Raw genomic sequence first — 10,826 nt, forward strand, 5'->3', positions numbered from 1 at the left:
CTGCGGGGGGGCCTTTCTCGTTTCGGTGGGTCTCGAGGTCAGTCGACCTCTATGACGATGCGGCCGTCGACGTCCATCCGGCCTCCGTCGGGCGTCGGCGCGGGGACGGAGGCGCGGTGCTGACGACCGCGTTCATCGGCCGCTTCGTGCGCGGTGGGCGACCAGACGGCGTCGAAGACGCCGACGAGTCCGCCGCTCGCCATGCCGCGGTACTTCTCCTCGACGCTCCTGCGTGAGAACACATGGCGCGCACTGACGATGATCAGGACCGGGATCGTCGCGAGCACCGCCCCGATCGTCAGCCAACCCCACACGTCGCTCATGCCCCCAGCCTAGAGAAGGGGGCGAGGAGACGGCATCCGTCTTCAGAGGGACGCCGCATCCGCCTGCCGTACCGGCCAGGTGCCGTCGAGAGCGTCCTCGGCATCGAGTCGGCCTATCCGGATGAAGTACTCGGTCAGGCTCTCGGCCTGCGTGCGCGCCCATCCGATCTGCTGCGTGTGCAGCTCCTGCGCCGAGGTCGCGAGCGGGAAGCTGCGCGCGATCGCCTGCGCGACGCGGCCGGCGGCGATCGCATCCGCTGCCGCCTCGTGCGCCCCGTCGAGCTGCACGGCGTAGTGCTCTGCGACGACCTCGAGGGTGCGCTTGCCCTTGCGATAGCGGTCGACGGCCTTGTCGATGACGTGAGGATCGATGATGGGACCGGGGGAGTCGAGCGGGGCGATGCCGTGCCGCAGGCATTCGTGAGTGAGCAGCGAGAAGTCGTACGACGCGTTGTACGCCACCACCGGCATTCCCTGGGCGAAGAGCGCGCGCAGCGACGACGTGATCTCGGCGACCACCTCATGAGCGGGCCGCCCCTGAGCGCGCGCCTGTTCGGTGCTGATCCCGTGCACGGCTGCCGCGCCTTCCGGAATCGGGATGCCGGGATCGGCCAGCCACGAACGCGCGGCGATCTCACGTCCCTTCGCATCGAGCACGCCCACGTGCGCGGTGACGATCCTGTCGGACGTGACATCGACACCGGTGGTCTCAAGATCGAAGACGCCGATGCGGCTGAGCCAGCCGGGGAGTTCGAGATCGATTGCCATGACCCCACGCTAGGGAGGGGATCGGACAACGCGCTGCAGGCACGCCCGTAGACTGGTCGCATGCCCGTTCCCTCGCCCTACGCCGAGCGATTGAGTCGCCTTCCGGTCGAACGTCACGAGGTCGACGTGGCAGGCGGCACCACCGCTTACTGGGTGTACGGACCCTCGGCAGGTGGGAGTGCGGAACGCGATCCGATCACGGTCATCGCCGTGCACGGCTTCCGCGGAGAGCATCATGGACTAGAACCCGTGCTCGCCTATCTCCCAGAGGTGAGGGTGATCGCTCCCGACCTGCCTGGTTTCGGCGAGACCCCTCCTCTGCCCGGTCGCACCCATGATCTCGCCGCGTACGCGGATTGGCTGCGGGAGTTCGCCGACGCCGTCGCTCCCGGCGCCGTCATCCTGGGGCATTCCTTCGGCTCGATCGTGACCTCAGCCGCAGTCGCCGGCGGAGTCGAGACGCCGCGGCTCATCCTGATCAACCCGATCGGCGCTCCTGCACTCGAAGGCCCCAAGGGCGTGATGACCCGACTCGCCGTCTGGTACTACGACCTCGGTGCGGCGCTCCCGTCGAGGATCGGCACCGCGCTCCTGCGCAACAGGCTGATCGTCCGCGTCATGAGCATCACGATGGCGAAGACGAACGACCGCGCGCTGCGCCGTTTCATCCACGACCAGCACGACACGTACTTCTCCGACTTCGCTGATCGCGATGTGCTGCGCGATGCATTCGTGGCGAGCGTCTCGCACGATGTCCGCGCGTTCGCACCTCGGATCGCCGTGCCCACGCTGATGGTGGCTGCGCAGAAGGACGACATCACGCCGATCGAGGCCGAACGCCACCTCGCCGCGCTCTTCCCCGATGCGTCGCTCGTGGAGATCGCCGACGTCGGCCACCTCATCCACTACGAGACGCCTGCGGAAGCGGCCGGGGCGATCCGCCGGTTCCTCAGGGTTCCCGTCGCGCGAGGCCGATGAGTCCGGCCACCCGGTAGGGGATGACCTCTCCCATCGCGAGCGACGTCTCGGTGCGGTCGACGCCTTCGATCGAGAGGATCCTGGCGTCCGTGTCGAACAGATGACGCGCGTCGCGACAGGCCACCCGTGCCAGCAGATCGATGGAACCGCTGAGGCCGTGCACCTGCAGCACCTCGGGGATGCGTGCGAGCTCGGCGGTGATCCGGGGGAGCTCCGTCTGCCGCAGACCGATGCTGACGAACGCCTGCAGAGGGAAGCCGAGGACTTCCGGTGAGAACGAGCGCTCGTACGACAGGAAGACGCCGGTCTGCTCGAGCCGCGCCATGCGCGCCTGGATCGTGTTGCGCGACAGGCCGAGCGTCTCGGCGAGCGACACGATGGTCGTACGGGGGTCTTCGGCGAGGACGGCGAGCAGATCGAGGTCGACGCGATCGAGAGCGGGCATAGTGCCAAACCATAGCAGGGGCGATGCCTCCGTACTGGGCAACATGCTCAAGCCGTCTCCGAATGCTTGAGCGTGCTGATCACCGGACGTACCCTCGAAGCATCCGATTACGTTGTCGGTGCACGCGTGCAGCTCCTCACGAGGGAGGCACACGACAGGAGGACGATGATGTCACCGCAGACCACCCCGATAGCAGACTCCACGCAGGATCTGGAGCTCTCCGAGAGAATCCTCGCGCCTGACGGCAGCCGTCAGAAGAACCCCGATCTGGACCCCTTCGTCGCCGACGTCGACGCCGCGCAGCTGCGCGCACTGCTGCGCGACATGATCATCCTGCGGCGCATCGATGCCGAGGGCGTCGCACTGCAGCGTCAGGGCCAGTTGGGCCTGTGGGCTCCGTGCAACGGGCAGGAGGCCGCGCAGATCGGCACCGCACGTGCACTCGACCCGATCGACTTCGTCTTCCCCAGCTATCGGGAGACCGGCGTCATCTACGCGCGCGGCGCGCAGCCCGGCGACTTCGTGCGGGTATGGCGCGGCGAGGAGGGGGCGCCCTTCGACCCCGCAGCGATGCGCGTCGCTCCGCTGCAGATCATCATCGGCGCGCAGACGCTGCATGCGGTCGGCTACGCCATGGGCATCAAGCACGAGAAGGCTCCGGAAGTCGCCGTCACGTACTTCGGCGACGGCGCCACCAGCCAGGGCGACGTGAACGAGGCGATGGTGTTCGCCGCGTCGTATCAGGCACCCGTCGTGTTCGTGTGCCAGAACAACCACTGGGCGATCTCGGAGCCGGTCGCGCTGCAGTCGCAGTATCCCATCGCCGGGCGCGCCCCCGGATTCGGCATCCCCAGTCTCCGTGTCGACGGAAACGACGTGCTCGCCTGCATGGCTGCGATGCGCTGGGCGCTCGCGCACGCACGGGCGGGCAAGGGGCCGGCCTTCATCGAGGCGGTGACCTACCGCATGGGCCCGCACACCACCTCCGACGATCCCACCCGGTACCGCGACCCCGCCGAACTCGAGGCATGGCGCACGCGTGACCCGATCGCACGGCTGGAGGCGCATCTGCGTGCCGCCGGCGAACTCGACGACGACCACGTGGCCGCGGCGCAGGCCGATGCCGACAGCATGGCGCGGGAGATGCGCGCCGCGTGCCTCGGCATGGTCACGCGCGAGCCGCTCGCGGTGTTCGACAACGTCTACGCCGAGCCGCACTGCGGGATCGACCGTCAGCGGGACGAGTACTCCGCGTACGTCTCTTCGTTCGAGGAGGCCTGAGATGACGGAGATGACTCTGGGCAAGGCCCTCAACGCCGGGCTGCGCAAGGCGATGGGCGACGACGACAAGGTCGTGCTCATGGGCGAGGACATCGGCAAGCTCGGCGGAGTGTTCCGCATCACCGACGGCCTGCTGAACGAGTTCGGCGCCACGCGGGTGATCGACACACCGCTCGCGGAATCGGGGATCGTCGGCACGGCCGTCGGCCTCGCGTACCGCGGATACCGCCCCGTCGTGGAGATCCAGTTCGACGGGTTCGTGTACCCGGCCTTCGATCAGATCGTGTCGCAGGTGGCGAAACTGCACTATCGCACACAGGGACGGGTGAAGATGCCGATCACGATCCGCATCCCCTGGGCGGGCGGTATCGGTGCGGCCGAGCATCACTCCGAATCGCCGGAGGCGTACTTCGTGCACACCGCGGGCCTCCGCGTCATCACGGTCTCGAATCCGCAGGACGCCTACCGTTGCCTGCAGCAGGCGATCGCCTCGGACGATCCTGTGATCTTCTTCGAGCCGAAGAGGCTGTACCACCACAAGGGCGACGTCGACCTGCAGGCCTCACTCGCCGACGCGCCGCCGATGGGTGTCGCACGGGTACTGCGCGAGGGGTCGGACGCCACGATCATCACGTACGGCGCGATGGTGTCGACGGCGTTGGATGCGGCGTCCGCCGCAGAGGACGACGGGGTGTCTCTCGAGGTCATCGATCTCCGCTCGATCTCGCCGGTCGACTACGACACGGTCTCCGCATCCGTGCGCCGCACGGGACGGGTCGTCGTCGCGCATGAGGCGTCGCGCGAAGCAGGCGTCGCCGCGGAGGTCATCGCGAGCATCACGGAGCAGTGCTTCGAGTACCTCGAGGCCCCGCCGCTGCGGGTGACAGGACACGATGTGCCCTATCCGCCGGCGAAGCTCGAGAAGTTCCACCTTCCCGACCTCGACCGGATCCTCGACGCGGTGGACCGTGTTCTCGACCGCCCCAACAGCCTGACAGGAGCCGAGTCATGATCGAGGAGTTCCACCTTCCCGATCTCGGCGAGGGTCTCGCCGAGGCGGAGGTCGTGCAGTGGCTCGTCGCACCAGGTGACACGGTGACGTTGAATCAGACGCTCGCCGAAGTCGAGACGGCGAAGGCCGTCGTCGAGCTGCCGTCGCCGTTCGACGGTGTCGTATCGACCCTGCACGCCGAGGCGGGCGAGACGGTCGCCGTCGGGGCGCCGCTGATCGCGTTCGACGTCGCCGGACCGGACGCACCCGAGGCCGGTGACACGGACGCCGCGTCGTCGGCAGAGGAGAAGACGCCGCCCAACCTCGTCGGATACGGGGCTGCTCCCGCCAAGGGCGGCCGCCCGGCTCGGCGCTCGCGCAGGAGCGGCCGCGTCGACGCCGTGGCCGACACCGCGGTGCTCGAAGCGGCGCCGCACGACGTGCTGACCGAGTCGCCGACTGCCACGCGAGTGGGGGAGCGGCCTCGTTCCACGCCCCCAGTACGCGCCTATGCCAAGCGATCGGGCGTGGACATCGTCCTGGTCGCCGCAGAGGTCGGAGACCGCGTGATCACGCGGGACGACATCGACGCGTATCTGGAGCGGGTCGGCGGACGAGTCGAGGCTGAAGCGCCCCGCACGCCCGCCACCGCGGCGGCTGTGTCCGCCGGCGAGCGCGAGACGCGCATACCGATCAGGGGTGTCCGCAAGCACACGGCGGCTGCGATGGTCCAGAGCGCCTTCACGGCCCCTCATGTCACCACCTTCCACACCGTCGACGTCACGGCGACGATGGAGCTGATCGCGAGTCTGCGCGAGGACCGATCGCTCGCAGAGCACCGCATCGGTCCGCTCGTGATCGTGGCGAAGGCGGTGTGCCTCGCACTCACTCGCACGCCGGGACTCAACTCGCGATGGGACGAACAGGCCGGCGAGATCGTGCAACCGCACTACGTCGACCTCGGCATCGCCGCGGCGACCGAGCGCGGTCTGATCGTGCCGAACATCCGCGATGCCGATCAGATGACCCTGCCGCAGCTCGCCGACGCCCTGCGTGCGCTCACGGACACGGCGCGTTCGGGGCGCACGTCACCGGCAGAACTCGCGGGCGGGACGTTCTCGATCACCAACATCGGCGTGTTCGGGATCGACGCGGGAACGCCGATACTTCCCCCTGGACAATCCGGGATACTCGCGGTCGGGGCGGTTCGTCGCATGCCATGGGAGTACAAGGGCGAGATCGCTCTGCGGCAGGTGATGACCCTGAGCCTTTCCTTCGATCATCGGATCGTCGACGGCGCGGAAGGAGCACGGTTCGTCAAGGACGTCGCCGACATCCTCGAGGAGCCGGGACGCGCGATGCTGCTGCGTTGACCACGCAGGTCGGGCTCGGCGGCGCGAGGGCGCGGTCGAGTCCTGCGGGGCGTCCCGACGCTTCAGGAGGTCACGGCGGCGTGCGCCATCGCGGTGAGGATCTTCGCCGTCGACCTGTTCGAGCGGGTCGCGCTGCGCGTGCTGTGCGGGGTGGAGTTGATGAGTCCGAAGCACGCCTGCACGCGCAGCCGCAGTTCATCGGCCGGCGCCTCGTGCAGCGGGGCGAGAGCGGAGATCCACAGGTCGATGTAGATCCGTTGCAGTCGGCGCACCTCGGCACGGTCCTCGTCGCTCAGATGGGCGAGGTCCCGATCCTGCACGCGGATGACATCGGCGTGCGTGAGCGCGAAGTCGACGTGGAAGCCGATGAGGGCGAGCATCCTGCCCTCGTCATCCGACGCTGCCGCGGCGACGCTGCTCCCACCGGAGACGAGATCTTCACTGACCTTGATGAGCACGGCGCCCAGCAGCGCCTGCTTGCCCGCGAAGTGACGGTACACGGCAGGGCCGGACACTCCTACAGCCGAGCCGATGTCCTCGAGGCTCACACCCGAATAGCCGCGCTCGGCGAAAAGACGTGCGGCCTCGTGAAGCAGGGAGTCCGCGCGTTCGGCCTTGGCGCGATCACGCGCGGTCGGAGGGGTTGCCATCTCAGTTAATGCTCGCTAACCTAAATTGACTGGTTAGTGAACAGTAACCGAAAAGTGTTGTTCGATGCCACCGCGAGTCGAGGAGGATGCCGCGATGCCCGCCACCCAGGAGATGCTGGCCACTGAGCTGCGCGAGCGTCTCGCGACCGCCGCAAGGGGCGGATCCGAGGCGTCCCGCAGCCGTCACGTCGCCCGTGGCAAGCTGCTGCCCAGGGAGAGGATCACGAGGCTGCTGGATGAGGGCAGCCCGTTCCTCGAGGTGTCGCCGCTCGCAGCCGACGGCATGTACGGGGGAGAGGCGCCGGGCGCTGGCGTGATCGCGGGCATCGGTCTCGTGCACGGCCGGCATGTCATGGTCGTCTGCAACGACGCCACGGTCAAGGGCGGAAGCTATCTGCCGCTGACCGTGAAGAAGCACCTTCGCGCGCAGGAGATCGCGCTCGAGAACCGGCTTCCCTGCGTCTACCTCGTCGACTCGGGTGGAGCGTTCCTGCCGAAACAGGATGAGGTCTTCCCCGACCGCGAGCATTTCGGGCGGATCTTCTTCAATCAGGCCAGGATGAGCGCGGAGCGCATCCCGCAGCTCGCTGCGGTGCTCGGATCCTGCACGGCGGGTGGCGCCTACGTGCCCGCGATGAGCGACGAGACCGTGATCGTCCGGAATCAGGGCACGATCTTCCTCGGCGGTCCGCCGCTCGTCAAGGCCGCGATCGGCGAGATCGTCACTGCGGAGGAGCTCGGCGGTGGGGAGCTGCACGCCAGGCGCTCGGGCGTGGTGGATCACCTGGCTGAGGACGATGAGCACGCCCTCGAGATCCTCCGTGACATCGTGGCGACGCTGCCGGCCCCATCGTCACCGGCGTGGGAGGTGGCGGCGTCTCGCCCGCCCGCCGAGGAATCCACCCTCTACGATGTCGTCCCCGTCGATGTGAACGCCGCATACGACGTGCACGAGGTGATCGACCGGCTGATCGACGCCGACTCCCTCCGGGAGTTCAAATCGGAGTACGGCACGACGCTGGTGACCGGCTTCGCCAGGTTGCATGGACACCCGATCGGCATCGTCGCGAACAACGGCGTGCTCTTCAGCGAGTCGGCTCTCAAAGGGGCTCATTTCATCGAACTGTGCGATCAGCGCGGCATCCCGCTGCTGTTCCTGCAGAACATCACCGGCTTCATGGTCGGCTCCGATGCCGAAGCCGGAGGCATCGCGAAGGACGGCGCGAAGATGGTGACAGCCGTCGCCACGACGCGGGTCCCGAAGCTCACCGTGATCATCGGTGGTTCTTTCGGAGCGGGCAACTACTCGATGTGCGGGCGTGCTTACTCCCCACGATTCCTGTGGACCTGGCCTGCCAGCCGCATCTCGGTGATGGGCGGGAACCAGGCGGCTTCGGTGCTCGCCACGGTCAAGGAGGACCAGCTGACCGCTCGCGGTGAGAGCTGGAGCGCCGATGAACGCAGTGCGTTCGAGGGGCCGATCCGCGAGCAGTACGAGACTCAGGGTGAGCCCTACTATGCCACGGCGCGGCTCTGGGACGACGGGATCATCGATCCCGACGAGACGCGCGATCTGCTGGGGCTCGCCCTCGACGTCGTCGCCCGAACCCCGCTGCCAGAACCGCGCTTCGGCGTCTTCAGGATGTGATGACGATGAACCAGACACCTTCGATCAGCTCAGTGCTCGTCGCCAACCGCGGAGAGATCGCCCGCCGCATCATCCGCACGCTGCGCGACCAGGGCCTGCGCAGCATCGCCGTCTACAGCGAGGCGGATGCGGGAGCCCCCCATGTCCGTGAAGCGGATGACGCCATCCTGATCGGTCCCGCGTCAGCAGCGGAGTCGTATCTCGACGTCGAAGCCGTGATCGGTGCCGCGAAGCGCGGCGGTGCGGACGCGATCCACCCCGGCTATGGCTTCCTCTCCGAGAGCGTGGCCCTCGCGCAGGCGTGTGCAGCTGCGGGCGTCATCTTCATCGGCCCGTCGGTCGACGCACTGCAGATCATGGGGGACAAAGCGAAAGCGCGCGACCACGTCGCCGCACGCGGCGTCCCTGTCGTGCCGGGTTTCACGGCTGCAGGTCTGAGCGATGCAGAGATCGCCGCTCGGGCTGATGAGATCGGATACCCGCTGCTGGTGAAGCCGAGTGCGGGCGGCGGTGGCAAAGGCATGGAGTCCGTCGCGGATTCCGCCGGTCTCGCCTCAGCGCTGGCATCGGCCAGCCGCATCGCCAGGGCCGCGTTCGGAGATGACGCGCTGGTGCTGGAAAGGCTCATCCGCCGCCCTCGTCACATCGAGGTGCAGGTGTTCGGCGATACGCACGGCACTGTCATCGCGCTGGGCGAGCGCGAGTGCACCCTGCAGCGGCGCCATCAGAAGGTCATCGAGGAGGCGCCGTCCGCGGGGCTTCCCGAAGGACTGACCGAGCACCTGTTCGAGGCCGCGGTGCGTGCTGCGGAGAGCGTGTCGTACGTGGGGGCGGGCACTGTCGAGTTTCTCGTCGACGCGGACGCGCCGACGGACTTCTTCTTCATCGAGATGAACACGAGACTCCAGGTGGAGCATCCGGTCACGGAAGCCGTCACCGGGCTCGACCTGGTCGCCCTGCAGCTCGTCGTCGCCGCCGGTGGCGAAATGCCGGAGCCGCCGACGCCGCGCGGGCACGCCGTCGAGGCCCGCATCTACGCGGAGGCGCCCGAGAGGGACTTCCTTCCGTCCACGGGGCGCGTCCTGCGCTTCCGCGCTCCTCGGGGCGTGCGGGTGGATGCGGCGATCGAGACCGGCAGCGACGTCACGGGGTTCTACGATCCGATGATCGCGAAGGTGATCGCCTACGCACCTGACCGCGAAGCAGCCATCGCCCGTCTCGACAGGGCGCTCGCGGAAACGGTGGTGCTCGGCGTCGACACGAACATCGCTTTCCTGCGGCAGTTGCTCGCGAACGAGCGTGTAGTCGGCGGCGACCTCGACACCGGCCTGATCGAGACGCTGCTGCCCGTTCTGCCGGCCGAGGCGTCCGACGCGATGATCGCCGCCGCGAAACAGGAAGTGCGGCATGAGGCCGAGCGTGCTGACGCACGCCTCACGCTGGAGAATCGGTCTCGCCGTTCGGGCGGTGTCTGGGCGGCACTCACCGATTCCGATGCGCAGGCCATCGCATTCCTCACGGATGCGGACGAGCTCGTCGACGGCACAGGAGCAGGCGCGGCTTCGGCAGACGCAACCGTCGCGCTGGATGCCGACGGCTCGGTCTGGGTGAGTGAGAGCGGCCGTACCGCGCGTCTTCGCCCGCTGGACCGTCGGGAGAGGATGCTGCGCCGTCTCGCCGCGCAGCATCCGGTCGATGCGGAGACCCACCCTGAGGCTCGGGCACCGATGCCGGGGAGCATCGTCGCCGTGCACGTCGAGGACGGCATGAACGTGACCGCAGGGCAGCCTCTCGTCTCGATCGAGGCGATGAAGATGGAGCATCCGGTGCCGGCACCGCACGACGGCGTCGTGCGTCTGCTGGTCGCGGTCGGCGACCAGGCCAAACGTGGTCAGGCAGTCGCAATGGTGACCCCCACCGCCGCGAGCACGACGAAGGACATCCCAGAAGGAGCAATCGCATGACCGAAGATCTCACCGCTGAAGAGGTCGAACTCGCGGCGATGGTGCGCGAGTTCGCCGACACGGTCGTCGCACCGCAGTCGTACGAGGCCGATCGCACGCACACCCTGTCGATGGACGTCGTCCGGCAGATGGGGGATCTGGGCCTGTTCGGCCTGCCGTTCCCCGAGGAGGTGGGCGGTCAGGGCGGCGACTATATGGCGCTCGGTCTCGCGATCGAGGCGCTGGCCAGGGTCGATCAGTCGATCGCCATCACCCTCGAGGCCGGCGTCAGCCTCGGCGCGATGCCGATCTTCCGCTTCGGCGACGATGCGCAGAAGTCCGAATATCTTCCCGACCTCCTCGCAGGGCGGGCGCTGGCGGGCTTCGGGCTCACGGAACCGGAGGCCGGCAGCGATGCGGGCGCGG

At 68.1% G+C, this 10,826-nt stretch carries 11 protein-coding genes; 7 read left to right on the top strand and 4 right to left on the bottom strand.

Features of this window, described 5'->3' with window-relative positions; all coding sequences use genetic code 11:
* Window positions 1-38: 38 nt before the first annotated feature.
* Window positions 39-323: a hypothetical protein gene (locus tag ACNPNP_RS07760; protein WP_448965477.1), complete on the bottom strand. Its 285-nt coding sequence runs from the start codon at window positions 321-323 to the stop codon at window positions 39-41.
* 42 nt (window positions 324-365) lie between these two features.
* The gene (locus ACNPNP_RS07765) at window positions 366-1,091 is read right to left on the bottom strand and encodes an exonuclease domain-containing protein (protein WP_448965478.1); all 726 of its coding nucleotides are present in this window, start codon (window positions 1,089-1,091) and stop codon (window positions 366-368) included.
* Window positions 1,092-1,151: 60 nt separating this feature from the next.
* Between ACNPNP_RS07765 and ACNPNP_RS07770 the strand changes: the two genes are divergently transcribed.
* Window positions 1,152-2,069 (top strand): alpha/beta fold hydrolase, encoded by a 918-nt coding sequence (locus tag ACNPNP_RS07770; RefSeq protein WP_448965479.1) that lies wholly within the window; start codon window positions 1,152-1,154, stop codon window positions 2,067-2,069.
* Here the strand turns inward: ACNPNP_RS07770 and ACNPNP_RS07775 are convergent.
* Complete coding sequence (locus ACNPNP_RS07775; RefSeq protein WP_448965480.1) at window positions 2,041-2,514, bottom strand: Lrp/AsnC family transcriptional regulator; 474 nt, start codon at window positions 2,512-2,514, stop codon at window positions 2,041-2,043. The genes ACNPNP_RS07770 and ACNPNP_RS07775 overlap by 29 nt on opposite strands.
* A 168-nt stretch (window positions 2,515-2,682) precedes the next feature.
* On the opposite strand from ACNPNP_RS07775, the gene pdhA reads away from it, so the two are divergent.
* From pdhA to ACNPNP_RS07790, 3 genes are read left to right on the top strand one after another with little or no spacing between them, the layout of a single operon-like run.
* A complete protein-coding gene (pdhA, locus tag ACNPNP_RS07780) occupies window positions 2,683-3,795 on the top strand; it encodes a pyruvate dehydrogenase (acetyl-transferring) E1 component subunit alpha (protein ID WP_448965481.1) in 1,113 nt (370 codons plus the stop codon).
* Window position 3,796: 1 nt separating this feature from the next.
* A complete protein-coding gene (locus tag ACNPNP_RS07785; RefSeq protein ID WP_448965482.1) occupies window positions 3,797-4,807 on the top strand; it encodes an alpha-ketoacid dehydrogenase subunit beta in 1,011 nt (336 codons plus the stop codon).
* On the top strand, window positions 4,804-6,159 hold the full coding sequence (locus tag ACNPNP_RS07790; protein ID WP_448965483.1) for a dihydrolipoamide acetyltransferase family protein: 1,356 nt from the start codon (window positions 4,804-4,806) through the stop codon (window positions 6,157-6,159). Before ACNPNP_RS07785 ends, ACNPNP_RS07790 begins: the two co-directional genes overlap by 4 nt.
* A gap of 62 nt (window positions 6,160-6,221) precedes the next feature.
* Here the strand turns inward: ACNPNP_RS07790 and ACNPNP_RS07795 are convergent, their stop codons facing one another.
* On the bottom strand, window positions 6,222-6,809 hold the full coding sequence (locus ACNPNP_RS07795; protein WP_448965484.1) for a TetR/AcrR family transcriptional regulator: 588 nt from the start codon (window positions 6,807-6,809) through the stop codon (window positions 6,222-6,224).
* Window positions 6,810-6,903: 94 nt separating this feature from the next.
* On the opposite strand from ACNPNP_RS07795, the gene ACNPNP_RS07800 reads away from it, so the two are divergent.
* The 3 genes from ACNPNP_RS07800 to ACNPNP_RS07810 form a co-directional block, all read left to right on the top strand.
* Window positions 6,904-8,457, top strand: coding sequence for a carboxyl transferase domain-containing protein (locus ACNPNP_RS07800; RefSeq protein ID WP_448965485.1), 1,554 nt, complete (start codon window positions 6,904-6,906; stop codon window positions 8,455-8,457).
* A 5-nt stretch (window positions 8,458-8,462) separates the two neighbouring features.
* Window positions 8,463-10,421, top strand: coding sequence for an acetyl/propionyl/methylcrotonyl-CoA carboxylase subunit alpha (locus ACNPNP_RS07805; protein WP_448965486.1), 1,959 nt, complete (start codon window positions 8,463-8,465; stop codon window positions 10,419-10,421).
* Window positions 10,418-10,826 (top strand): acyl-CoA dehydrogenase family protein (locus ACNPNP_RS07810; protein ID WP_448965487.1); only part of this gene is annotated, 409 nt, incomplete at its 3' end. The genes ACNPNP_RS07805 and ACNPNP_RS07810, both read left to right, overlap by 4 nt.

The sequence above is a fragment of the Microbacterium xerophyticum genome (genome assembly GCF_053543555.1).

Coding starts and splice junctions, on each gene's coding strand:
- ACNPNP_RS07760 (WP_448965477.1), bottom strand. CDS start 323: ATGAGCGACGTGTGGGGTTGGCTGACGATCGGGGCGGTGCTCGCGACG.
- ACNPNP_RS07765 (WP_448965478.1), bottom strand. CDS start 1,091: ATGGCAATCGATCTCGAACTCCCCGGCTGGCTCAGCCGCATCGGCGTC.
- ACNPNP_RS07770 (WP_448965479.1), top strand. CDS start 1,152: ATGCCCGTTCCCTCGCCCTACGCCGAGCGATTGAGTCGCCTTCCGGTC.
- ACNPNP_RS07775 (WP_448965480.1), bottom strand. CDS start 2,514: ATGCCCGCTCTCGATCGCGTCGACCTCGATCTGCTCGCCGTCCTCGCC.
- pdhA (WP_448965481.1), top strand. CDS start 2,683: ATGTCACCGCAGACCACCCCGATAGCAGACTCCACGCAGGATCTGGAG.
- ACNPNP_RS07785 (WP_448965482.1), top strand. CDS start 3,797: ATGACGGAGATGACTCTGGGCAAGGCCCTCAACGCCGGGCTGCGCAAG.
- ACNPNP_RS07790 (WP_448965483.1), top strand. CDS start 4,804: ATGATCGAGGAGTTCCACCTTCCCGATCTCGGCGAGGGTCTCGCCGAG.
- ACNPNP_RS07795 (WP_448965484.1), bottom strand. CDS start 6,809: ATGGCAACCCCTCCGACCGCGCGTGATCGCGCCAAGGCCGAACGCGCG.
- ACNPNP_RS07800 (WP_448965485.1), top strand. CDS start 6,904: ATGCCCGCCACCCAGGAGATGCTGGCCACTGAGCTGCGCGAGCGTCTC.
- ACNPNP_RS07805 (WP_448965486.1), top strand. CDS start 8,463: ATGAACCAGACACCTTCGATCAGCTCAGTGCTCGTCGCCAACCGCGGA.